The 23986-nt window shown below is 53.2% G+C and carries 18 protein-coding genes, 1 other RNA gene and 1 riboswitch; of the genes, 12 read left to right on the top strand and 7 right to left on the bottom strand.

The annotated features are described in order from the left end of the window. Window positions 1-71 precede the first annotated feature (71 nt). Window positions 72-461 (bottom strand): YqzM family protein, encoded by a 390-nt coding sequence (locus ETC00_RS11960; protein ID WP_171566314.1) that lies wholly within the window; start codon window positions 459-461, stop codon window positions 72-74. Between the two features lie 207 nt (window positions 462-668). Between ETC00_RS11960 and secG the strand changes: the two genes are divergently transcribed. The 4 genes from secG (at window position 669) to ssrA (ending at window position 4736) form a co-directional block, all read left to right on the top strand. After that, the gene (gene secG / locus ETC00_RS11955) at window positions 669-911 is read left to right on the top strand and encodes a preprotein translocase subunit SecG (RefSeq protein WP_029098168.1); all 243 of its coding nucleotides are present in this window, start codon (window positions 669-671) and stop codon (window positions 909-911) included. Between the two features lie 149 nt (window positions 912-1060). Further along, a complete protein-coding gene (gene rnr, locus ETC00_RS11950; RefSeq protein ID WP_171566313.1) occupies window positions 1061-3502 on the top strand; it encodes a ribonuclease R in 2442 nt (813 codons plus the stop codon). A 98-nt stretch (window positions 3503-3600) separates the two neighbouring features. Continuing rightward, a complete protein-coding gene (gene smpB / locus ETC00_RS11945; protein WP_171566312.1) occupies window positions 3601-4074 on the top strand; it encodes an SsrA-binding protein SmpB in 474 nt (157 codons plus the stop codon). 306 nt (window positions 4075-4380) lie between these two features. After that, window positions 4381-4736, top strand: a transfer-messenger RNA (tmRNA) gene (gene ssrA / locus ETC00_RS11940). Window positions 4737-5640: 904 nt separating this feature from the next. Here ssrA and ETC00_RS20695 read toward each other — a convergent pair. Then, window positions 5641-5697 carry a putative holin-like toxin gene (locus ETC00_RS20695; RefSeq protein ID WP_230077849.1) on the bottom strand — a complete coding sequence of 19 codons (57 nt, stop codon included), beginning with the start codon at window positions 5695-5697 and terminating at the stop codon, window positions 5641-5643. Between the two features lie 284 nt (window positions 5698-5981). Here ETC00_RS20695 and ETC00_RS11935 point away from each other — a divergent pair, with 284 nt between their 5' ends. Further along, window positions 5982-7202, top strand: coding sequence for a beta propeller repeat protein (locus ETC00_RS11935; protein ID WP_171566311.1), 1221 nt, complete (start codon window positions 5982-5984; stop codon window positions 7200-7202). A gap of 892 nt (window positions 7203-8094) precedes the next feature. Here ETC00_RS11935 and ETC00_RS11930 read toward each other — a convergent pair. Both ETC00_RS11930 and ETC00_RS11925 read right to left on the bottom strand, forming a co-directional pair. Further along, complete coding sequence (locus ETC00_RS11930) at window positions 8095-8904, bottom strand: hypothetical protein (RefSeq protein WP_171566310.1); 810 nt, start codon at window positions 8902-8904, stop codon at window positions 8095-8097. A 129-nt stretch (window positions 8905-9033) separates the two neighbouring features. Continuing rightward, complete coding sequence (locus ETC00_RS11925) at window positions 9034-9606, bottom strand: hypothetical protein (RefSeq protein ID WP_171566309.1); 573 nt, start codon at window positions 9604-9606, stop codon at window positions 9034-9036. A gap of 281 nt (window positions 9607-9887) precedes the next feature. Between ETC00_RS11925 and ETC00_RS11920 the strand changes: the two genes are divergently transcribed. Continuing rightward, window positions 9888-10436, top strand: a complete 549-nt coding sequence (locus ETC00_RS11920) for a hypothetical protein (RefSeq protein ID WP_171566308.1) — start codon at window positions 9888-9890, stop codon at window positions 10434-10436. 44 nt (window positions 10437-10480) lie between these two features. On the opposite strand, the gene ETC00_RS11915 is transcribed toward ETC00_RS11920, so the two are convergent. Beyond that, a complete protein-coding gene (locus tag ETC00_RS11915; protein ID WP_171566307.1) occupies window positions 10481-10948 on the bottom strand; it encodes a MarR family winged helix-turn-helix transcriptional regulator in 468 nt (155 codons plus the stop codon). A gap of 238 nt (window positions 10949-11186) precedes the next feature. On the opposite strand from ETC00_RS11915, the gene ETC00_RS11910 reads away from it, so the two are divergent. From ETC00_RS11910 to ETC00_RS11890, 5 genes are all read left to right on the top strand, one after another. Continuing rightward, window positions 11187-12377: an FAD-dependent oxidoreductase gene (locus tag ETC00_RS11910; protein ID WP_171566306.1), complete on the top strand. Its 1191-nt coding sequence runs from the start codon at window positions 11187-11189 to the stop codon at window positions 12375-12377. A 37-nt stretch (window positions 12378-12414) separates the two neighbouring features. Beyond that, on the top strand, window positions 12415-14517 hold the full coding sequence (locus tag ETC00_RS11905; protein ID WP_171566305.1) for a multicopper oxidase domain-containing protein: 2103 nt from the start codon (window positions 12415-12417) through the stop codon (window positions 14515-14517). A gap of 34 nt (window positions 14518-14551) precedes the next feature. Continuing rightward, a complete protein-coding gene (locus tag ETC00_RS11900; RefSeq protein WP_171566304.1) occupies window positions 14552-15235 on the top strand; it encodes an MBL fold metallo-hydrolase in 684 nt (227 codons plus the stop codon). 1038 nt (window positions 15236-16273) lie between these two features. Next, window positions 16274-16358, top strand: a riboswitch (cyclic di-GMP riboswitch). Window positions 16359-16593: 235 nt separating this feature from the next. Then, window positions 16594-18852 (top strand): methyl-accepting chemotaxis protein, encoded by a 2259-nt coding sequence (locus ETC00_RS11895; RefSeq protein ID WP_171566303.1) that lies wholly within the window; start codon window positions 16594-16596, stop codon window positions 18850-18852. Further along, a complete protein-coding gene (locus tag ETC00_RS11890; protein WP_171566302.1) occupies window positions 18849-20009 on the top strand; it encodes an ATP-grasp domain-containing protein in 1161 nt (386 codons plus the stop codon). The genes ETC00_RS11895 and ETC00_RS11890 overlap by 4 nt, the downstream gene beginning before the upstream one ends. Before the next feature lie 156 nt (window positions 20010-20165). Here ETC00_RS11890 and ETC00_RS11885 read toward each other — a convergent pair whose 3' ends face one another. Further along, window positions 20166-21554 carry a sensor histidine kinase gene (locus ETC00_RS11885; RefSeq protein WP_171566301.1) on the bottom strand — a complete coding sequence of 463 codons (1389 nt, stop codon included), beginning with the start codon at window positions 21552-21554 and terminating at the stop codon, window positions 20166-20168. Then, window positions 21547-22215 carry a response regulator transcription factor gene (locus tag ETC00_RS11880; RefSeq protein ID WP_171566300.1) on the bottom strand — a complete coding sequence of 223 codons (669 nt, stop codon included), beginning with the start codon at window positions 22213-22215 and terminating at the stop codon, window positions 21547-21549. Before ETC00_RS11880 ends, ETC00_RS11885 begins: the two co-directional genes overlap by 8 nt. Window positions 22216-22414: 199 nt before the next feature. Between ETC00_RS11880 and ETC00_RS11875 the strand changes: the two genes are divergently transcribed. Next, window positions 22415-23986, top strand: coding sequence for an efflux RND transporter periplasmic adaptor subunit (locus ETC00_RS11875; protein ID WP_371808903.1), 1572 nt, complete (start codon window positions 22415-22417; stop codon window positions 23984-23986).

Below are 23986 nucleotides of genomic sequence, written 5' to 3'. Positions count from 1 at the left end.
GTTCCTCCTCTCGAGAAATGAGAAAACACCGGAGATGTCTCCGGTGTGTAACGCCGCGGCTGTCTATGTAATTACTTGTGCTGAGCCAGCCACTCGGCAACTGCCTGGATTTCCGGTTGTTTTTTCAGGACGCCAGCGGGCATGCCGCCTTTTCCTTCCTTGATGATTTTGGCAATATCATCTGCGCTGTACTTGCTGCCTGCTGTGGTCAGGGCTGGGCCGAAAGCCCCTTCCAGGTTTTGACCGTGACAGGATGCACAGTTTGCTTTGTACACGGCTTCCGCGTCAATTTTGGCCGTTTGCCCGCCATCCTGGGCCTCTTCGCCGTGTTTCGGGAAAATGGCGGAACCGACAAGAGCAATAAGAAAAACAAGGAACAAGATGCCAAACGAAGTAAAAAAGGCCTTCGCGGAGTCAACCACGTCATTTTGATTCATGTCTTTTTTGTTGGAACCAGCCATATAACTAGGACCTCCTACGGCAAGTATAACGGTACAACTGCAATTTTACGGCAAAATCGTGACAGTTGCAAGGAAACGGAAAAACAGACATAGAACGTACACAATTTTTGGATAAATCCCCGTCAATTAACCAGGGTTGCTGATCCGATCCAACTGTGGTAGAGTGGAAGTAATAGTTTCTTCACGTTTGTTTTGAGGTGAATACAGATGGTATTGGCTGCGAAAATCTTACTTGTGATCGCAAGTATTGGCTTAATTCTTGTCGTATTGCTGCAATCTGGAAAAAGCGCCGGGCTCTCTGGGGCGATCGGCGGCGGCGCGGAACAACTGATGGGCAAGCAGAAGGCCCGTGGGATTGACGCTTTGCTCGGCAAACTGACCGTTGTGTTTGCCGTGCTGTTCATGGTGTTTGCCATTCTGCTCGGGTATTTCTTGAGAAGCGGTGCGTAACATACATGATTGCCAAAGGCAGCAAGTTTGACTTGCTGTCTTTTTTCTATTAGGATTGCCTACGGCGTAATCGGAGAATACTGAATACTACATACTACATAGATGAAGCAAAGTCGCGGCAAAGCATGTGCCGAAAAGGAGGATACGGAATGAAGGAACAGGATATCCTCGCGTTCATGCGGGAACAGGCGTATCACCCCATGACCGTGAAGGAGCTGGAGGAGGCGTTTGGACTGGCCGACACCGAGGCGTTCAAAGAGCTGGTCAAAACGCTGAATGCGTTGGAAGAACGGGGCGAAATCGTGCGGACCCGTACCAACCGCTACGGCGTGCCGGAAAAAATGAACCTGGTGCGCGGCCGACTGCAAAGCCATCCCAAAGGGTTTGGATTTGTCACCCCTGACACGCCTGGAGAGGACGACATTTACGTCCATGCCAACGACATGAACGGCGCCATGCACGGCGATACGGTCCTGGTTCGGGTGGAAAAGAAAACGAGCGGCAACCGCCTGGAGGGGCGGATCATCCGCATCGTGGAGCGCGGCGTGACGGAAGTGGTGGGGACGTTCAAGGATGAAACGTACTACGCCTACGTCATACCCGATGAGAAACGGATTGGCAGGGACATCTTCATCCCGAAAACAGCCTATAACGGGGCTGTGGACGGGCACAAGGTCGTCGCCAAGATCGTCCGCTACCCGGAAGGACGTACCAGTCCGGAAGGGGAAGTGATCGAGATCCTCGGGCATAAAAACGATCCGGGTGTGGACATTCTCTCGATCATCCGCAAGTATGGCCTGCCGGAAGCGTTCCCTGCCGACGTGCTGGCCGAGGCGGAAGCGGTGCCGGACGAAATCTCCGAGGAGGAGATCAAGGGCAGGCGTGACCTGCGCGACCGGATGATGGTAACCATCGACGGCGCGGATGCAAAAGACCTGGACGACGCGGTCTCGGTGGAGAAGCTGCCCAACGGCAATTACCTGCTGGGCGTCCACATCGCCGACGTCAGCTACTACGTCCGGGAACATTCCGCGCTGGATCAGGAAGCGTATCGGCGCGGCACCAGCGTCTATCTCGTTGACCGGGTAATCCCCATGCTGCCGCACCGACTGTCCAACGGCATCTGCAGCCTTAACCCGAAGGTGGACCGCCTGACGATCACCTGCGACATGGAGTTGGATGCGGAGGCAAACCTGGTCACCTACGACATCTACCTCAGCGTCATCCGCACCAATGAGCGAATGACCTACACGGATGTGCGCAAGATTTTGGAAGAAAATGATGAAGCGCTGATCGAAAAGTACAGCGAACTGGTGCCGATGTTCCGCCTGATGGAGGAGTTGGCCCGCAAGCTGCGCGCCAAGCGGATGCGCCGCGGCGCAATCGACTTTGACTTCCGCGAGGCGAAAATTTACGTCAACGAAGAGGGAACGCCGACGGAGATCGGCTTCCGTACGCGATCCATCGCCGAGTCGATCATCGAGGAATTCATGTTGGCGGCCAATGAAACCGTGGCAGAGCACTTCCACTGGATGAAACAGCCGTTTATGTACCGGGTGCACGAGGAACCCAACCCGGAAAAACTGATGGCCTTCATGGAGTTTGTCACCAACTTCGGCTACACGGTCCGCGGCAAGGGCAACACCGTCCACCCGCGCGCCCTTCAGCAGCTTCTGGAGGAGGTAAAAGGTACGCCCGAGGAGGTCATCATCAGCACGGTAATGCTGCGCTCGATGAAGCAGGCGCGCTACGACGCGGAAAGCCTGGGGCACTACGGCCTGGCGACCGACTTCTACACGCACTTTACCTCCCCGATTCGGCGCTACCCTGACCTGATCGTCCACCGGCGGATTCGCGAGTGGCTGGAGAATCGCGAGCTGTCCGAAAAGCGCTTGGCCTATTGGACAGAGCAGATGCCGATCATTGCGGAACACGCCTCCCAGCGCGAACGCATCGCCGTGGATGCCGAGCGGGAAACGGACGATTTGAAAAAGGCAGAGTACATGCTGGAGCGGATCGGCGAGGAATTTGAAGGCGTCATTTCCGGCGTTACGTCGTTCGGCATTTTCGTGGAGCTTCCTAATACAATTGAAGGTCTGGTGCACATCAGCTATCTGACCGACGACTACTACCATTACCACGAAAAGGCGTACGCCCTGATCGGGGAGCGGACGGGCAAACAGTTCCGCATCGGCGACGTGGTGCAGGTGCGTGTCTCCAACGTCAATGTGGATGAGCGGGCCATTGACTTTGAGATCGTCGGGATGAAGCGGCCCAACACCTTCCGCGGCCGGGAGCGCACCCCCAAGGTGATCGACGGGCGCAAAGGCAAGCGCGACACAAAACGGGCGTCCAGGCAGGAAAAGCCCCATCCCGCCGTGCTGCGCAAGCAACGAAAGCAGCGCCGTCAGCTCGAAGCCGCTCAGCAGATTGATGCCGGTCAAGCAGACACGTCCGAGGGTGACGTCGTGCCGCTCGACGAGGCAGAATCGCCGACGACCCGGCAAAAGGCGTTTTGGGAAGACCTGATCCGAGCCAAAAAATCGAAAAAGAAACACGTGGCCGCGCAGGCGAAACGGAAGCGGCGGTGATGATCTTGTCAAACGCCGCGATATTTGCTAGACTAACAGGTACGATATTGACCGATTCTACAGCCGTCCGTTTACCCAGGCAAGCGAGGTGATCTCCCATGGCAAAAGCGAAAACCGGTGTGAAGACGCTGGCGCAAAACCGCAAAGCGCGTCACGACTATCACATCGAAGACGTGTACGAAGCCGGCATTGCCCTGACAGGCACGGAGATCAAATCGGTGCGGGCCGGACGCGTACAGCTCAAGGACAGCTTCGCCCGCATTCACAACGGCGAAGTTCTCTTGTACAACATGCACATCAGCCCGTATGAGCAGGGCAACCGCTACAACCACGAGCCGGAACGGACGCGCAAACTTCTGCTGCGCCGTCTGGAAATCCTCAAACTGAACGGCCTCACCCGCGAAAAAGGGTACTCGCTGGTGCCGCTCAGCCTCTACCTCAAGGGCGGCTGGGCCAAGGTGGAGCTGGCGCTGGTCAAAGGGAAGAAGAACTACGACAAGCGCGAGGACATCAAAAAGCGCGATGCTCAGCGGGAAGTGGAGCGCGCGCTGCGCGAGCGGCAGAAGGTGTAACGAAGCGGAAGACAAGTACCTCTTGTTTACTGCGATGGCATTTGATCGTGATGAATGGTGCTGTATCTGCTGGGCAGCGTACTTACAGGCAAGGTGCGCTGCCAGCAGCTGAACAGTGGCCGACAAGCCGTTGGCTGCAGGCACCGCGCATGGTGCACGATGGCAGGATTGGCACAAATCGACGTTGAGTTTTGAATGCCGCGTGTGCTATAGTAAGAAGGCAATGAACCCCGAAACTACAGTCTAGGTGTGGACAGTTGCCATCTTCGCCTAGACTTTTTTTCTCCTGATTGATTTTTTCATCACGGGGGCGTTCTGGATTCGACGGGAATAGTAGAGCATAAGAAGCGAGCCGGGGGGCTGCGGACCCCGTTAACAACGCGGAAAGCCATAACTGGCAACAAACAACTTTCTCTCGCTGCCTAATTACCAGCGAGGCTCTAACACTCCATCGGCCCGTGTGGCGTGATTAGGGCTCACTTCTAACGGGCTACGCCGGAGGTCTCCGCCTGGGGCCAAAGGAAGAAGATCAATCAGGCTAGGTTAGCGGCTGGCGTGTCGTTCCGCAGGCCGTTAGCCGAAATCTTATAGAACGACTGCGCTCGGAGATGCTTATGTGTCGCTATTTTCGGACGGGGGTTCGAATCCCCCCGCCTCCACCATACATAACAAAAAATGCACCCCTTGTGGGTGCTTTTTTGTTATGTACAGGCTGGTGCAGGATTTGAACTTGCAAGTCCGAACGGACGGAGGGGGCGAAGGCCGAGCGGAGCGAAGCGAAGGGAGGCCGCTCGGAATCCGACCGTTAAACAAGCGAGCGAAGCGAGCAAAGGAAAGGGAGGATTCCGATTATCCCCCGCCCTAATGTGGGTGCTTTTTTGTTATGTACAGGCTGGTGCAGGATTTGAACTTGCAAGTCCGAACGGACGGAGGGGGCGAAGGCCGAGCGGAGCGAAGCGAAGGGAGGCCGCTCGGAATCCGACCGCTAAACAAGCGAGCGAAGCGAGCAAAGGAAAGGGAGGATTCCGATTATCCCCCCGCCTCCACCATACGCAAAAATAAAAGCACCCTTGAGGTGCTTTTTATTTTTGCGTCAGGCGAGCAGGGAGCCGAACTTGCAAGTCCGAACGGACGGAGGGGGCGAAGGCCGAGCGGAGCGAAGCGAAGGGAGGCCGCTCGGAATCCGACCGTTAAACAAGCGAGCGAAGCGAGCAAAGGAAAGGGAGGATTCCGATTATCCCCCGCCCTAATGTGGGTGCTTTTTTGTTATGTACAGGCTGGTGCAGGATTTGAACTCGCAAGTCCGAACGGACGGAGGGGGCGAAGGCCGAGCGGAGCGAAGGGAGGCCGCTCGGAATCCGACCGCTAAACAAGCGATCATCCCCCACACGTGGGGGTTTTACTTGCCGTTGTTTATGGTATAATATGTGAACAGGATCTTGTGCATCATAAAAAGGACCGCAGGTGCTGCTACACCTACGGTCTGTACAATAGACGTTCCCCACAAGGGGGGCGGCTCATTGTTTACAGTGGAGTAGATCACCGGTTGCCAAACTCAAGGGTGATCTACTTTTTCTTTGGGAACGACAGCAATGCGACAATCAACAATCCGAAAGAGATCATCAGGCTGATTGCCTCGTACACTGTCATGTTCTCACCCCCTTCCCGCGTGGGATGAGAGGTGAGCCGACCACCCTTGAGGAGCCATATCTATTGTACAAGGTAAATTATACCATGGAATTGTGAGGTCCGATAGTTGAGCGATGTGAAGCCGCTTGGTAACCTCCCGTTTGCACCTGCACTCACTCCCTGAAATTGGTTGAAATATTTTGGGGAACATTGCGTCAAAGTTATTGAAGCAGCTTTTATGGGTGATGGGTTTCAGACAGTAACAGGGAGTGATCATTTTGACATATGCATACAGACGCGCGTTTGCGATCATCCTGGCGGTGCTTCTGGGCATCTTCGCGGGGTGTTCCGGCTCCAATGAGGTGCCGACCCCCGCGGCGGAGCAACCGTCCGATACGAACTCCCAGGCTGGTTCCACTCAGGGATCGGCGTCTTCCGCGACAGGGGAACCATCGCCGGGGGGAAGCGGGGAGAATTCCGCTCCATCCGCTACGACACCTGCCAAGCTGGGAAACGTGACAGCCGTGCGGTTGGCGGATTTCCGCTCGGGCTGGGTCGGCGGCAAAGGGTGGATCGCGCGGACCGACGACGCAGGAAAGAGCTGGCGCGTCCAGCATCAAGTAGAAGGTGCGGTGGAACAGGTATTTGCGCTGAACCACCAGCTGGCGTGGGCGACCGTGGCCCGGGATGGGGCGGCCGACGGTGAACGCCTCCTGTATCACACCAAGGACGGCGGCAAGCACTGGTCGCTTGTGGGCAAGGTGCCGCAGCCGGGATTTCTCCATTTTGTGTCCGGCCAGGAGGGCTTTGTCGCCCATTGGCGGACGACGGACGGGGGAAAAACGTGGAAGCCGCTCCCGGTTCCGAAGCAGCTGACAGGCGATGCCTATTTTCACGACAAAGCGAATGGGTGGGCGGTGACGCAGGAGAACGGCGTCTTTCAGGTGATGCGAACCGTCGACGGAGGCCAGTCGTGGAGCGCGGTGATGAAGCGCGAAACGGTTGCCCTGCTCAGCGGTGCGGTCATCCGTTCGGCCGGAAAAGATGACGCCTGGATTCAGTGCATCGGGGGATACGGCATGAACCAAACCTCCTATTCCCTGTTTCACACCACGGATGGCGGACGGCACTGGCAGACCGTAATCGCGAAGTCGACGGCAGGCGGTGGACCTGCTCCGGGATTCCCCGCCGATTATCCCGGCGGCCCGACGATTGACGGTTCCGCGCCAGGCCCCTTGTACGTGGTCAATCCCGACATCGCCTTCATGGGCGGACGTTGCATGGCGTGCGATCTGCCCAATACGATCGGGTGGACGAAGGACGGCGGCAAAACGGTGGAAAAGGGGACGGAATCGTTCCCTGGATTTGGGGATATGCTGTTGGCCTTTGAAGACGGGAACAAGGGGTGGTTGATCTGCTCGGATTCCAAGGAACCGACCGTCATGTACACGACGGTGGATGGCGGCAAGCATTGGGCGAAGGCGCACGTGTTTGACTAGCGTTCCGGGAAACGGGGGACTGGCGAAATTCGTTTGCCCCTATGATAGGGAAGCATGGTTCGGAACGATTGGTTCTGAAGCGGTCAACAAGTATTGGCGGAACAACCCTTCTTCCGGCTGATGGGGCCGGCTTGCAGATTCGAGCTTGGCGAAGCGGCGTGCTGACATTCCCCGTGCGTAAAGACATAATGCAGAAACGGGTTAATGCACGGCGCACGGGTGAAAAAAATCGAAAAAGCACCAGAGGGCGACTGAGCAAAAAACTTGTTAACTCCCATGAAACGGAATTAATTTTATGTTTATGTACGAAAGGGTTTTACTTGTTGTTGTTTATGGAAAATAATCCTGTGTATTATATAAAGGACCGCAGGTGTTGCTACACCTGCAGTCTGTCCTCCACAAGCGAGAGGACAATTGTTAGCTGCGGAGTAGATCACCAGGCTGACAGGTGATCTACTTTTTCTTTTAATACGCAGCATTGCGACAATCTGAAAGAGATTATTAAGCTGATTGGCTCGTCACAAGTTCTCACCCGTGCAGGATGAGAGGTTGAGCTGACCACCCTTGAGGAATGTATCCATTATACAAGGTGAATTTTGCCATCAACTTTCAAGGTCCGAAAGATGAGCAAAGCCGCTTAGAATCCTTCCGTAGACAAGACAACAAGGGATTCTCTAAAAATAAGGGAGCCATATCAAAAAACTCGGTAGTGAGTTGACGAGACCACATTCAAGGAAGAGAGAGGTTTTTTGAAAATGGCTCAATATCAGATTACTGTAGATGCACAACTTTTGTAGCAACTATTTCTCAAAAATCTTAGATTTGGGGGTGATCAAGCAACCAGAAATGGTAGAATAAGGTTTCTCAAGCTATTGAATGGTGGTCTTATGCTTTAATTTGCAGGAAGCTTGAAATCGTTTCGAAAGATCATATTTGGAATATCTGCATATTCAATGTTGCCTTGACGCTCACTAATTAATAAAGGTCTTGCCTCAATATTGATGATTTGGTTAGGCGGAAAATTTACTTTCCAATACACGGTCAATTGTAACTGTTCTTTTGGATTTAGCTTGACCCCATCTGTTGGCAGCGGCACTTCTTTATTATCGACTAAGATTTTTATGTCACTTCGGTCATATGTAATATAAGGATTATGTAATAATATGCCTTTAATAATAACAGGGTAATCATTGTCGTTTCTTGGGAAAATTGTCAATGGTGTTGATACTGGAAAGACTCCTATATTTTTTCCTAAAGGCATGACTCCGGAAAACACACCTTTATGTACATTTATATTAATATTCCCCAACTCCATAACCTTTCTACCATATTTCGTATGAAAAGCTATCTGGTTAAAAGTATGTGTACCAGTTCTTTGTGACAAAAGATGAACAAACAATGCTTTTTGTTTTAATGTCCCTTGAGGGGGATTTTCTTCAATGATAAACTTCTCAATCTTCACTAAATCGGTATGAGGTAGTAACTCTATTGACTCTATATCGCTTTGATTTAGTTCTAAATCAGGAGAGTGATTAAAGGCAAGATTTAAGATAAACAAATTTTGATAACTATTATCCCAGTATGATTCATAACTACCTTCATTCTTCACTACATAGAATTCTTGGGTCGATACTTCCTGAGTACATGAAGATAATAAACATGATACTGCCAACAATGTGACGAAAAAAAACTTTCTAGACATCATAAATTGTCTCCCTTCTTACACATATCGGCAACTTGCACGCCCCAACTCTATAATTATGCTTCAACTATTCACATCAGGCAGGGCATAGAAGATAGGGGCCTCACTTCGAGCCCCTCCTTCTTATAATTATTCGGTTATCCATCTTAGATGTGTTGGGTAATAGACCTCAACGTATTTTGAGCCAGTAAGGTATTTCCATGTGCCTTTTATGATTGCTAGGGAAGGTGACGCCTTTAAAGTAACCGTTGTGTATGGTTTAACTGGAACGGAGAACTGCGAAGATCTCTCAACAGTATTTGTTGCTTGGTATCCCATTGTTGCATTGAATGCATCCAAAAAATTTGCGTTCACACTAGTATTATACGTCGTTGATTTAGATGCCTTTGCGGTGAACGTGTAATTTACAGTTTGTGAGTAATTATTTGTGTACGATTCGACAGTAAAAGGAAGTCCGCATGCTTTTGACTCACCGCTATAAACCCACTTGTCTAAAAGTAGTGGAGTAATACTAGATGTATCACCAGAATACTCTACTTCGTAAGGAATTTTAAAATATTGAATTTTCGTACTAGAAGAACCTGGTGTTTTGTCATCAGCTCCGCAATAGTTGCCAGAAGGTTTTGTATACGCAAATGCAGTAGGAGTCAATGATGCCATGACAACCGATGCAAAGAGGAAAAGTCCAATGATTTTCTTCATGTACATCTCTCCTTTTTATACGATTTTAATAAGAAATTATTACAAAAATATTCCGACTATCACCTCCTATACCAAAAAAATACATCTTTTTTTGAATTTTGTAAATAGTCATTTCTATATCTTATCTCTTAGCAAAAATGCCTGATCTCCTCTTATGGAAGTTTTTGTAGTTATGTATCCGATCCCCTCTAGTCTAATGCAAATTCTAGAATATCTATAAGTTTGCTGTAGTCGTAGCCATGAGGTCTATAGAAACTTAGGGGACAATAGCAATTTCTAAAATGACAATTGTCAACGCTGCGGAACATCGGAATCTGCAGACGGTCATCATCGTAGACAAGGAAGACGACATCAGGCCTGTCACCATATCGTTGAAAACGGGAGACAGTATGAGCAATGTACAGCTGCGCCGTCTGCTCGACGACATCAGCCGCAGCGAGTCCAAGGAGGACAAAGTCCGGCTCATCCGGTCTCATTTTTTCTCTTTGCACGATTATCTGGATCTGTTGGAGAGCGACTGCCTGTACGGGGAAGATTACGAAGCGCTGTACGCCTCGTTTGGTGACACGGAACTGGCGATCTTGTGCAAGATCATGTTCTATGAAGAGTTGCGAGGCGGGGCTGCGGACCTTTACACCATTATCCAGGGGCGGGAAGGGGCGGAGCGCGATTGGCAGAATCATTTGATCGGCTTTATGAAACGTCTGGACCTTCGCGTATCCGGGCGATTGATGAATGGATCGGCAGCATTACGTATGAAGAGATCAGCTTTTATTGACTGCACATCGCTCGGCGTGTTGAGGCGTGCGCGCCGAGCGATGCATGAATGATCCAAAGCTTATCCATCCGCCGGTTCATCGCTTCGATGGATGTTTTATCCCTTCAACCGCTCCGTTTGCCTGGCAAGAATGTGCGCGGATCGTTCGAGGTAGTCGAGGATCAGCCGCAGTTCGTCTGCGCTGTACCGGGAATACAGCTCGGCCATGGCCTTGCCGAGCGGCGCGAAGACGTCCTGAATCGGTTGAAGGTTGCTTGGGATTGGTTCGACATAGACGACGCGCAGATCGTTGGGATCTTTTGCCCGGCGGACAAATCCCGCTTTCTCCAGGCGGTTGATCACGCTGGTGATGGCGCCTGTCGTCAGTCCCGTGAGCTCGGCCAGCTGCCCGGCGGTCGCTCTTCCCATCTCCAGCACAATATTCAGGCACTTATGATCGGTGATGTTTAACCCCAGCGATTTGGCTACGGCCTGGTGGAAAAACACGGTCTGGGTGGACAGCTTCCGGGAAGCATCTTGCAAGGAAGCGTACAGTTCCGGTTGAACCGGTTCGCGGCGATTCATGGACAATCCCCCCATCACAATTTCATCTCCGACCAAAGTCGGGGAGCAAATCGGGCTGCAGCCGGTACAAGAAGCTTCTCATTCCCCGTAATATGGATATGGAAAGCGGAGCGCATTTTGCATATATTTTAATTATTAAGATATAGGAAATCGTCCGCTTATGCAAATGTGACACCTCCGGCCTTATATCTTAATTTTTAAGATAATAACCAATGTGTTCAAGGAGGAGAATGACACGATGCGAAACAAGCGAGCGCTGATTATCGGCTGCGGAATTGCTGGACCTGCGATTGCGATCTTTTTGCGGCGGGCCGGATACGAACCGCGCATTTATGAAGCACAGCCGGATCATGATGATTACGCCGGCCTGTTTCTGAATGTGGCGCGCAACGGCATGCGCATCCTGAGCGAACTGGGCGTAGACGACCGCATTCGCAGGGAAGGCATTGAAATGCGCGTCATGAGTTTTCACAGCAGCAGCGGCAAATGGCTGGGGACGATCGGCGACCGTTCCGGAGAAGTGCAAGGGTTCACGGTGAAACGGGGATTTTTGCACAAAGTGCTGCGCGAAGCAGCCTTGCAGGAAGGCATCCCGATCGAATTCGGCAAAAGGCTTGCAAATCTGCAGATGACGGATCGGCAGGTGACCGCCTTTTTTGAAGACGGGACCTCTGCGGAAGGCGATTTGCTGGTCGGCTGCGACGGCATTCATTCCCGCACGCGCAGGCTGATATTGCCCAACGCTCCGGAACCGGATTACACGGGCCTGATCAGCTTTGGCGGCTTTGCGCGCGGCGTCGATGTTCCGCGCGAGCCCGGCACCCAGCACATGGTATTCGGGAAAAAAGCGTTTTTCGGTTATCTGGTCAAGTCGGACGGAGAAATCTACTGGTTCGGTAATCTCGATTATCCGGGCAGGCCGACGAGAAAAGAATTGATGTCCATACCACAGGCGGAGTGGCGTCAAGTGATCAGCAACCTGTACCAAGGCGAACTTCAGCCCGTTCCGGACATTATTCGCAAGACGGAAAGCGACATCGGCGTCTATCCGATCTACGACCTGATCTCCGTCTCCGCCTGGTACAGCGGACCCGCGGTACTCATCGGCGACGCGATTCATGCGACTTCGCCCAACGCCGGGCAGGGGGCTTCGCTGGCGCTTGAGGATGCCTTGATGCTCGCCAAATGCGTCCGGGACATCGGCAATCTGGGAGAGGCGTTCCGGCACTTTGAGCTGTTGCGGCGGGAACGGGTGGAGAAGATCGTCAAGTATTCGAGAAGCATTGGCCAGCGCAAACATGCGACGAATCCGGTACAAGTGTTTTTCCGCGATTTGATGCTCCCTTTCTTTCTGAAGATGGCGAGCCGTCAATCTCTCGCGTGGATGTACGATTATCGCGTGAACTGGCATGACAAGGTAACGGTATAAAGGGGCTCCTGGAGGGAGACGTAAAGGAGGCAATTTCGTGCTCGAGGCACTGTATGGTCTGGAATTTATTCTGTTGTTGGCGCTTGTGATCGTCTGGGGGCTGACCGGACTTGCGGCGAATCGTCTGAAATACGTTTCGTTTCGGCAAACCGGTGTTTCCCGGTGGAGAAAAGCGGTGCGAGTCGGCGTTTGGGCGGGCTTCATCCTGCTTTTCCTCTGGGGTATTGTCATAACGATAGCCTATTTCACGCTAGGCTGGTATTTCGTCATGGATCGCGTTATCGTCATGCTGCCGCTCTTGGCTCTGCCGGCTATTTTCGTGGCCAGAAGCGCTCTGCCATTCTTGAAGCAGAACACGGTCATGACGCCGAAATCTTTGGTGTTCATCGCGGCATCCATTCACACGATGGCAGCCGGGGCCCTCTTGGTGCTGTCTCTGGTAATGTTCGATATTCCATCCATCCCGGATGTGAGAGAGTCCACGCTGTACCTGGCCGTGCTGGTGGGATGCGCCGCTCTGCTGTGGTTGTACCATCGGCGGCGCGTAGAGATCATCCGGTCCCGCCCCCAGGGGATTCTGGCGCGGGTATTGAGAAAAACCGCGTTGGCATCAGCGGCGGTTGTCCTGTTGGTGGCGTGGTTTCAGTGGTCGCTTGCAAACAGCAAATTTCCTGAATCCATGGCGATGATTCATCCGGAAACGTTTGAATATGGCGGAGGTTCCGAAATTCCGAGCGTTGTATCGTCAGATCATCACGGTCACCATGCCGTCATGCCGGCAGGAGGCAGCGCAGCAGCGGTGAGCGTCGCCGATTTGACAGGCCCCCGCACCGGCCAACCCGACAAACGCTTTACGCTCGTCGCGCAGAAGAAGACGATCCAGCTCGCATCGGGACACACGGTCGAAGCGTGGACATTTAACGGCCAGGTTCCGGGCCCGCAGCTGGTGGTGCACGAAGGAGATCTGGTGGAAGTCACGCTGCGGAATCAAGATATTGAACAAGGGGTTACTTTGCATTGGCACGGCGTCGATGTTCCAAACGCGGAAGACGGGGTGGCGGGATTGACCCAAGATGCCGTCATGCCCGGCGAATCCCATACGTATCGCTTTGTCGTGGAAGAGACGGGCAGCCATTGGTATCATTCCCATCAAGTTTCTTCGGTCCAGGTTGCCAAAGGGCTGTTCGGGGCCTTCATTATCCTGCCCAAGCGCAGTGATGCGAGCAGTGCCGGGAATGGTCAGACGAGCGGCGAGGAAGCCGATGTCACGGTTTTCGCTCACGACTGGGAAACGCCGGATGGAGAGACAGCGGTTCTGCATCTGCCAGCCCCCGCTCAAAGCCAAATCATAAAGCCCGGTACGAAGGTGAGGCTTCGGCTCATGAACAGCGCCAGCAATACGAAAATATTCTCGCTTTATGGGACGCCTTTCCAAGTATCCGCGATTGACGGTTGGGACATTCACAAGCCGGGGGTGGTGACTGACCGGCGGCTGAAAATCGGGGGAGGCGGCCGGTATGATGTGACATTTACGATGCCTGAACATCCGGTAACATTGGCGCTGGATGAGAGGGAATCCCAAGCCGTTGTTGTATTCAGTAAAGACGGGCAGGGGAAAGCCGACATCCGGGCAGGAGGTGCGATCCTGGACCCGCTGGAATACGGTGCTCCCGCTCCGGCACCAATTGATGACACTGCAAAGTTTGACCGGGAATTTCTCATGGTGTTGGACCAGATCTATTTGGGGAATTACAATGGCTCCTCGAATCACTTGTGGGCCATTAACGGGGAAGTGTTTCCGCATACGCCGACGTTCGTGGTGGAGGAAGGGGACCTCGTCAAGACGCGCATCGTCAACCGGTCGTTTTCGGAGCATCCGATGCATCTGCACGGACATCATGTTGTTGTCCTAAGCCGAAACGGCAAGCCGTACAAGGGCAGTCCGCTCGTGCTTGACACTGTCCTCGTGGAACCGGGCGAAACCTACGAAGTGGCATTCCGCGCCGACAATCCGGGCATCTGGATGGATCACTGCCACATACTGGAGCATGCGGCGTTGGGGATGTCGATGCATTTGACGTATCCCAACGTGACAACGCCTTATACGGTTGGCGAGGCGTCGGGGAATCACCCGGAATAAACGATACGGACTTATGGAAAGTAGGGTGAAGCGTATGGAGATTGTCGAACTGAGCATTTCGTTTGAATTTAATGGCACAACCAATGTGATCTATCCCAGTTTGATCGTATCGGAGAATGAACTGGCTTTGGTCGATACCGGGTATCCGGGGTTTCTCCCTCTCATCGAAAGCGAGATCGCAAGAAACGGCTATGACGCGAAGAATCTCACACATATCATCATTACGCATTACGATGATGACCATATCGGCTCACTGTATGATTTTAAAGCAAAATACCCGTGGATACGGATTATCGCAAGTGAACAGGAAGCCAGGTTCATCAGCGGTGAAAGCAAAGCAGAGCGATTGATTCAGGCTGAAAACCTGCTGCAGCATTTGCCTGAGGAACAACAGGCATTTGGCAAATGGTTCATCCAGCAGTTGAAGAGTTTGAAACATGTGCCCGTTGATCACGTGGTGCGCGATGGCGGCATGCTGTTTTCCAATCAATGTAAAATCATCGCTACTCCCGGACATACTTCCGGGCACATTTCCCTGTATGTTCCCGAACTGAACAGCGTGATTACCGGTGATGCTGCGGTGAATGACAACGGTCAACTCGTCGTCGCCAATCCGCATTATTGTTTGGATCTGGAAAAAGCGGAGCAATCGTTGCGAACCATTACAAGTCTGCACGCTGCGCATTATTACTGTTACCACGGCGGAAAATTAGGCTGAGCGCTCTTTTATCGTTATGAAGGAACAGCCCCCTCAAACAAGTCGTTTGGGGGGTCAGCGTGTAGACAAAGTTCGCGGCGCATGGGAGATCGGGCCCGCTCGCTCGCTTGACGCCCAGCACAGAAGCGAATGAAGTCCGCTCCAAAACGAGACGCGGGCAGGGGACAAACATCTGGGTATTTCGAGGAAGTGAGACTTGTGTCCCCTGTTGATTCCCGCGTCTTCGTTTTTCCGCTGAGCAGGTCGTCAAAGGAGCTCGCTTGGCCCATCCCTCCACGCGATGCACATTGTCTTCCGCTTCGGTTGATGAATGGGCAGGCCTTTCGGCCTGGAAATCATTTTTTGTGGACGCTAACTCAATGAACCGTTTGTCTTCGGTCCGCCCCTTCAAACAAGTCGTTTGGGGGGTCAGCGTGTAGACAAAGTTCGCGGCGCATGGGAGATCGGGCCAGCTCGCTCGCTTGACGCCCAGCACAGAAGCGAATGAAGTCCGCTCCAAAACGAGACGCGGGCAGGGGACAAACATCTGGGTATTTCGAGGAAGTGAGACTTGTGTCCCCTGTTGATTCCCGCGTCTTCGTTTTTCCGCTGAGCAGGTCGTCAAAGGAGCTCGCTTGGCCCATCCCTCCACGCGATGCACATTGTCTTCCGCTTCGGTTGATGAATGGGCAGGCCTTTCGGCCTGGAAATCATTTTTTGTGGACGCTAACTCAATGAACCGTTTGTCTTCGGTCCGCCCCCTCAAACAAGTCGTTTGGGGGGGGGTTTTATACGCCCATCACGCCAATAAAATGTTTTTATCGAACCTCAAATCCCCATTCCATCATCTCTTCATCCCTCCTACCAAGCTCCTCTCTACCGATCAATCCTATGTGAGAAAACTCCCAAGCCGCTGGAAATTTCGCTGCAAATCCATAGGTCTATCAACTTTCGCGGTATAGGAAATATTGACCAGTAACCTAATTCGTTATATCATGAATGTGACAAAAAGACACAATATATTACAGAAACCACTAAAATCCACTAAATTTCGACAAGGTTCGTCAATGGCAAACTTATCGAAAGATAAGGACGCAAAGCCTCGGGTCTAAGTTGTCAAAACTATGATGGCCGGGTTGCCGAAACCGATGCGCTCTATTTCACTCAGTCTCAGGAATGGCGGCTATTCGGGTAACCGAATAGTCTTTTTTGTGAACATTCCAGCAAGGGAAAATGGTTCCACGGCCACCGTTATCGTCTGCTTAGTGGCAGCCGGTTTTGCCAGTCCAACCTTTCGAATGAGCGAAAGGGGGTTACAGGTTTGTTCTAGGATGCCATTTCATATCACTTCAAACCAACAGACGATCGGAGGTAGAAACATGAACGCGACGAGCAAAAAATGGGACTTCCAATGGCGCGGGTTGCGGTTGCGCAGTTTAAAAGCCCGTGTCCTCTTCTTGTTTGTGATCATTCTCGTCCTGCAATTGGGACTGTCCTCATTTGCCATCAGTTATTCCAAACAAACCATTCAGCAGGAGGAGATCAACAAAACAAGCAGCCTCCTGCAGTCCAAGATTCAGCTGATCGGGGAAGAGTTCGAAAAAATCGGGGTGGTCAGCAAGCTGGCCAACTCTTCGTACGAGAAAAAGCTGGAGGAACTGCGCGGATATCCGGATGACCTGGTCAACCAGTTGTTTGAGAGCAAGTATCGGATGAGCAACGGGTTGTACGCGTTGGACGAATATGTCGCCAAAACAAAGGCGGACATCGGGAATGCGCGGATTGAAAAAGGACCGCTGACCGTTGAGCAAAAGCGGCAGATTTTGGCGTCCGAGAGCTTCGACGGTCTGTTTGCGACGATTAAAAAGACAATTCCCGAATCGCAGTGGTACTATTTTACGACCGTTCACAAGTTCCAAAAAATTTATCCGTTCGTGGATAACAAGGAAGGCGCCTATACGACCGACAAATCCATGGCCAATGAATTTTTCCAAATCGCCGTGCCCGAAAACAACCCCAGCCGGGAGATTAAATGGACGAAGCCGTACAAGGACGAATTGGGAACAGGCATGATGGTGACGGCTTCCATCCCGATTTATGCACAGGACAAGTTCCAGGGCGTCTTCTCCATCGACATTTCCTTGACGGGTGTGGCGGACATCGCCAACTCGCTCTCGCTGGCGGACGGCATGCACGCCATGGTTGTTGATTCCTATCAAAACATCTTGACGGGCGCAGTCAAACAGGTGGAGACAAACGAACAGAATACGCTGGAAACCGATATTGAAGATCCTGCCATGAAGGCGTGGATGGTGAAGGTATTAAACGAACAGAAAGACAGCGATCTGTACACCGATCAGGACGATCTCGTGTTTGCCAACAAGATCGAAGAGACAGGGTGGTATTTGTTCCTGTGGGTTCCTGTCAAAAACATTGAAAAATTGTCCGACCAGCAGGTGATGCTCATCAGCCTGATCATCTTCATGTTCATCGTGGGGATTGTGATTGTTTTCGCATACATCTCCAAACGTCTGAACGTGCTGTCGGACGTACGCGACCGTCTGGTTGCCATCGCCTCGGGCGGCGGAGATCTGACGGGGCGCATTCAGGTATCCGGGTCAGATGAAATTCGTCAATTGGCCGACGCATTTAATGAATACCTGAACCAATTGGAGAAGATGATCGCCGACATCAAACGTTCGGCCACGACCGTTGTTGACTACTCCATTCAATTGGAGGAAAACATCGCGTCCAGTACCGAGTACATCGAGGGCATCAACCGCAAAACCAACGACGTAAGCAATGAGTCCACCAACATCTCCGCGGTGGCGCAGGAATTGAGCGCGGCGGTGGAGGAGATTGCCGCGACCACTCGGGACAACCTGTCCACGTTGGGCCATCTGGTCAATGAAATTACACAGATCAAGAACTTGTCCGAAAACTCGGAGGGCGTTGCCAACAAGGCGCTGGCCGGCATGGACAATATCGAGGTCGAAGTGAAGAAGTCGGTTGACATTGCCAAGCAGCTGGAAGACAGCATGAAACGAATCAGCGACATCGTGACGACCATGACCAGCATCAGTACACAGACCAATCTGCTCGCGTTGAACGCTTCGATTGAGGCGGCGCGGGCGGGTGAAGCCGGCAAAGGTTTCTCGGTCGTAGCCGAAGAGGTTCGCAAGCTGGCGGAAGAATCCAAGAACAGTTCGGACAATATTCACGGCATTATTGGCGAACTGCAAAACTCGCTCAGTGAGACCATCCACACGCTCAGCAAGCAGAGCGAGATTATTCTGCGGGAAAAACAAAATGTCATGTCGCTGATCGAACACATGAAAGAGATCAAAACGTCGATTGAAAGTTCCACGGAGCAGATCAAGACGTTCGAGGCGAATGTGGACGCGCAGGCTGACGGAACGGACGCTTCGTCCCAAAATCTGGGGCAGGTAACCGAAAGCATCACGGAAATGACGGCGGCTCTGATGACGATCAGCAGCAACATTCAAAATCAGACGGAGATTCAATCTGATATGAGACAGATTGCCGGTCAGATGAAAGCGACCTCCGAACAGCTCAATGAGTTGGTCAAAAAGTTTGTGGTGCGCGGCGATGCGGGTAAGGAGGAACAATCTGCATGATGATGGTGTTGGATAAGCCGTACGTATCTCTGCTCTTGTCCCAGACTCTTGCCAATGTGGGCGTACCGGCGGTGAAGTGCGGGGATATCCGCATTCCGCTGGATAAAACGCTGGAGATTTGGCAGTTGGACGAGGTGGCGGATCGTGTGCGTGATCCCGACCTTGCGCTGTTGTGCAATTCCGAGTATGCGGTGGCGTCCGTGTATCCGCTTCTGAAGGGAACACCGCTCATGGAACAGGCGGAGCTGTTTAAAAACAAGATCAAGTTTCGCGAGACCTTGCGAAAGCTGTATCCCGACTTCTTTTTCCGCGAGTGTTCCTATGAGGAGATTTTCCGACTGCCGGTGGAGACACTTCCGTTTCCACTGGTGGTCAAGCCGACAAAAGGCTTTCGCAGCGTCGGCGTTTACCTGGTGGAAAAGCCGGACGAATGGCCGGTGATGTGCAAGCAGCTGCAGGCGGACATGAGAGCGGCTAAGGAGATTTATCCCGAGTCGGTCGTGAGCGCCAGCAGCTTTATCCTGGAGGAGTGGATTCAGGGAGAGGAATACGCGGTCGATGCGTTTTACGATGCAAACGGGGAACCTGTCGTCCTGAACGTGTTCAAGCGCATGTTTGCGCACGAAGCCGACACGTCCGACCGGATTTATTTCACCGGGAAAAGCGTGCTGCTGGAGGCCCTGGCCAAAATCGAGACATTTATGAAGCAGTTGGGCCATGAAATGCAGCTCCGCCGATTCCCGATGCACTTTGAAGTGCGGATTTCCAAATCGGGCCAGCTCATTCCAATCGAGGTGAATCCGCTCCGCTTCGCCGGCCTGTGCACGACCGATCTGGGGGCGCATGCGTACGGCGTCAACGTGTACGAGTACTTCTTCCAGCAGAAGAAGCCCAAGTGGGACGAGATCATTGCGTCCCTGGACGATTCCATTTTCAGTTTCCTGTGCGCGGAGCTGCCGTTGAGCATTGACGGAAAGTCTATTGAGTCCGTGCACGACCGGAAGTTTGAAAAGAACTTCAGCGACATTCTGGAATACAGGCTCATCCCGTATGAAGAATATCCCACATTCTCCGTCGTCTTTTACCGCAGCCCTTCTCTGAAAGAGAATGAGTACCTGCTGCATTTGGATTTGGAACAGTACCTGGTCATGAAATAGCTCTTGTCGTCAGAAGCGGCTAGAAACAGACGGCGTCGGGGTCCAAGCGGAATGATGACGCCGTCGTGCTGGAAAAAGCGAGGGTCCATCAGCCTGTGCTGCGTGTGTCAGCAAGGTGATGGACCCTTGTTTGTTGTTTGCGTATGCACACAGCCGTTACGCTTTGGGGGAATGCAGCGGGAGTTTGACGGTGAAGCTGCTGCCGAGTCCGGGGCTGCTCGTCACGGTGATCGTGCCGTGATGGGCTTCCACAATCCATTTGGCGATGGCCAGCCCCAGTCCTGTGCCGCCCATTTGTTTCGAGCGGTTTTTGTCGACCCGGTAAAACCGGTCAAAAATGCGGTCCTGCTCCTCTGGCGGGATGCCGATGCCGGTGTCGCGGACGGTGAGGCACATGGACGGGGGATTCGCCGTGTTGTCAACGGAGAGAGTGACCGTAATGTCTCCGCCGCTGGGAGTGTACTTGATGGCGTTATCCAGCAGGATGTACAGCAGTTGTTTGATCCGTTCATGATCACCGTACACCATCACCGTCGCTGGCGCATCCAGTCTCAGGGAGATCTTTTTCGAGGCAGCCACCGTTTGGGTGGAGCGGATCATCTGTTGGACAGCAGGGACCACGTCAGCGTACTCGCACTGCAGATCGGGGGGGCCGGAGTCGGAACGGGCCAACGTCAGCAAGTCACTCACCAGTTTGGTCATCCGTCTGACTTCATCTTTCATGTTGTCCAGAACGGTTCGTCCAACAGCGGAAAGCTGCTCGCCCTCTTCCATTTCCAATACATCCAGCGAAGACTGCAAGATGCTGAGCGGAGTCCTCAGCTCGTGCGAAGCGTCGGCGACAAACTTCCGCTGACGCTGAAAGGAACGACGAATCGGGATCATCGCCCGCTTGGACATGAAATGGCTGAGGAGGAGCGCAATCCCCAAAAACAAAATGCCCAGGACCGTCAATACGGTGAGCAGCCGTTTGAGCAAATGGTTGATAAACGAAATGTCGATACCCGTGTAGAGGATTCCCTTCATCTGTACGCCCTGAAAAATGGGGCGGCCCGTCATCATCAGTTCCAGCCGTCCGTCCGTCGGCGGCATCGGCTTGCCTCGCCGGGGCGGAGGCGGAACCGTCACGGTGCCGTGCCGGACTTCGTTGGCGGCAGGAATCCATCCCCGGACAAGCTCCAGGATCTGTGACTTGGCCCGCGGGATGAATTCATCGCCAAACAAAAGCTGTCCGTTTGCGTCCACCACATAGTAAAAGAATTGATTCCGGCTTTCCCGCATCCGGTTGAGGTTGTCGTACTCTTCCTGACTCAGCACGTCGTCTCGCAGCGCCTCTTCGATCAGCTTGACTTCCTGTTCGGTGATCATCTGCAGCTGTCTCTTTTGTTCATACGCAATCCCGATGTCGACGAGGACGTAAACGATACCAATAAACAGAGTGAGAAAGACCATGAGCAAAATGCTGTATTGGACGGTCATCCGGTTTTGCGTATGTACAAACAGATCCTTTTTCCAAAAACGGCAGCGCGAGAACCAGTCAGTCATCAAGTTTGTATCCCACCCCGCGAATGGATTGAATCATCTCCGTCTCGCCGTTGAGCTTCTTCCTGAGCAACTTGATGGTGGCGTCTATCGTTTTCATGGACACGTCGGAATTCAAGCCCCAGATGCGCTCGAAGATCACCTCTCGCGACAATACCTGTCCCTTGTTGCGTATGAGCAGTTCCAGCAGCTGGTATTCCCGCGGCGTCAGGTGAATTTCCTTTTCGCCGTCATGGACTGTGCGGTTGGTCAGATTGACGGTGATCGAATGGATCTGCACGATCTGCTCCTGAATCGGGGCAAAATTGCGGCGGGCCAACGCGCGCAAGCGGGCGAGCAGTTCCTCGATTTCAAACGGTTTTACCAGGTAGTCGTCGGCTCCGGAGTCCAGCCCCTCGATGCGATCCTGGAGCGCGTCTCGCGCAGTCAGCATCAGAATGGCGCCGTTGTATCCCTGCTGGCGCAATCGGCTGGCTACGCGCACCCCATCTTCTCCGGGCAGCATCCAGTCCAGAATCAGGATGTCAAAGTGGGCCTGCAGGGCATAGGCGAGGGCATCGTCTCCCTGTGTCACCCATTCAACCTGATAGCCTCCTTTTTTCTTCAACATGTACGCGATCAATTCACCCAGTCGAATGTCGTCTTCGGCCAGCAAAATATTCAAAAGAGACACTCCTTGCACAAAACATGAAAAGGTGTCTGGTTTCATTCCTCTCTCCATACTACACGCTTTCAATGAAAATTGGGTGAAAAAATGGTTTCGGCATCGATCAGGAAGGCGTTTTCCTTTTCACCGTTTTTTCACCGTTGCTCCCTATAATGAGCGGGTAAGACTTGTCAGATACGTCTAGGGGGAATGCTGCGTGAGTGAGTATGCCAAGAGAAATCTGGCACTGTTCTTGCCCGGCAAAAACAGGCGACGGGTCGTGACGATCGGCTTGGTCGCTGTCCTGTTGGGCGGGGCGGGAACCTTTGCCTACCAGAAATGGGCGTCTTCGCAAAGCCCCGCCTCCGTGATGCGCGTGGAGACCGTCAAGCGGGGAAATGTAACGGAAACGGTCTTTGCATCGGGAACCGTGCAGGCCTCCAAGCGTGTTTCGCTGTCTGCTTCCAGCGGCAATGCAGTCATCAAATCGATCCGTGTGAACGTCGGCGACCGTGTCAAGGCCGGGCAAGTGCTGGCCGAGCTGGACGATTCGGAAGCCCGATTGCAGGTAAAGAATGCGGAAGCCAATCTCCTGTCCGCCAAGGCCCATTTGGCTGAAGTGACAAAGCCCAAGACCGCGGCGGAAATCAACGCGCTGCAGGCGAAGGTGAACCAGGCGAAGGCCGCACTGGACGCGGCCCAAAGCGGTTACGACGCAAAAAAGGCCGATTACGACGTGGAAAAGGCCAAAGCCAATCTGGAGAACGCGCAACGGACCTACAACACGCAAAGCGCGCTGTACACTCAGGGCATCATTTCCAAAAGCGAGTATGAGCAAGCAAAGAGCAGTCTGGATCAGGCGCAGCTGGAGTACAACAGCGCCGTGCTGGCCCGCAGCCAGACACAAGCGAAAGCCAAGAGCGAACTGGAACAGGCGCGGGCGACGTATGAAACGGCGGTGGCCGACCTGCAGGAAGCCAAAGCGGGGCCGGACTCCTCGGCTGTGCAGTCTGCACAAGCCGCAGTAGCACAGGCGGAGGCGCAGTGGCAGCAGCAGGTAAAAAACCTGCAGGACACAACCATCAAAGCGCCCATGGACGGGGTGATTGTGCAGATAAACGGAAATGTGGGGGAAAGCCCGTCCAATCCGTTCATCATCATGGATAATTCGGACGCCGGCAATCTGGAGGTGCTGGCGCACGTCAGCGAAAGCGACATCGGCAAAGTGAAGGCGGGGCTGTCGGCCAGCTTTACCACCTCATCGTATGCCGATCAAACCTTTGCCGGAAAGGTGAAGCTGGTATATCCGGAAGCGACGACCGATTCGGGGGTCACCACGTATCAGGTGCTCCTGTCCGTCGACAACAAGGACGGCCTGCTGAAAACCGGCATGACCGTCAACGCGAGCATCGTAGTGGGAACGCACGAAAATGTGCTGTACGTCCCTGCAGCTGCCCTGAAAACCCAGAACGGGAAAGATGGTGTGTACCTCGCATCGGCCAAGGGTGAGGCCGGCGCTGCACAAACAGGAGGCGCAGCAGCAGGCCGGAACGCTGCCCGCTTCCGCTTCCAGCCGGTCACGATCGGTTACTTCAGCTCTGACCGGGTGGAAATCACGTCCGGTCTGCAGGAAGGGGATCAAGTGGTCCTGACCTTTGAGAACACTGCCGCTTCCGGCTCCAGCAGCAGGTCAAACGGCATGGGAGGCTTCCCGGGCTTTGGCGGGATGGGAGGCCCTGGCGGAGGACCCGGCGGAGGATTCGGCGGCGGCATGAGAGGGAATCGTTGA

Source organism: Brevibacillus sp. MCWH, assembly GCF_013096935.1.
GTDB classification, from domain to species: domain Bacteria; phylum Bacillota; class Bacilli; order Brevibacillales; family Brevibacillaceae; genus Brevibacillus; species Brevibacillus aydinogluensis.
The sequence above is the reverse complement of the archived record's forward strand: the minus strand, read 5'-3'. Positions and strand labels throughout refer to the sequence as shown.

Coding starts and splice junctions, on each gene's coding strand:
- ETC00_RS11890 (WP_171566302.1), top strand. CDS start 18,849: ATGATGATGGTGTTGGATAAGCCGTACGTATCTCTGCTCTTGTCCCAG.
- ETC00_RS11885 (WP_171566301.1), bottom strand. CDS start 21,554: ATGACTGACTGGTTCTCGCGCTGCCGTTTTTGGAAAAAGGATCTGTTT.
- ETC00_RS11930 (WP_171566310.1), bottom strand. CDS start 8,904: ATGTCTAGAAAGTTTTTTTTCGTCACATTGTTGGCAGTATCATGTTTA.
- secG (WP_029098168.1), top strand. CDS start 669: ATGGTATTGGCTGCGAAAATCTTACTTGTGATCGCAAGTATTGGCTTA.
- ETC00_RS11900 (WP_171566304.1), top strand. CDS start 14,552: ATGGAGATTGTCGAACTGAGCATTTCGTTTGAATTTAATGGCACAACC.
- ETC00_RS11920 (WP_171566308.1), top strand. CDS start 9,888: ATGACAATTGTCAACGCTGCGGAACATCGGAATCTGCAGACGGTCATC.
- ETC00_RS11960 (WP_171566314.1), bottom strand. CDS start 461: ATGGCTGGTTCCAACAAAAAAGACATGAATCAAAATGACGTGGTTGAC.
- ETC00_RS11925 (WP_171566309.1), bottom strand. CDS start 9,606: ATGAAGAAAATCATTGGACTTTTCCTCTTTGCATCGGTTGTCATGGCA.
- smpB (WP_171566312.1), top strand. CDS start 3,601: ATGGCAAAAGCGAAAACCGGTGTGAAGACGCTGGCGCAAAACCGCAAA.
- ETC00_RS11910 (WP_171566306.1), top strand. CDS start 11,187: ATGCGAAACAAGCGAGCGCTGATTATCGGCTGCGGAATTGCTGGACCT.
- ETC00_RS11895 (WP_171566303.1), top strand. CDS start 16,594: ATGAACGCGACGAGCAAAAAATGGGACTTCCAATGGCGCGGGTTGCGG.
- ETC00_RS11915 (WP_171566307.1), bottom strand. CDS start 10,948: ATGAATCGCCGCGAACCGGTTCAACCGGAACTGTACGCTTCCTTGCAA.
- rnr (WP_171566313.1), top strand. CDS start 1,061: ATGAAGGAACAGGATATCCTCGCGTTCATGCGGGAACAGGCGTATCAC.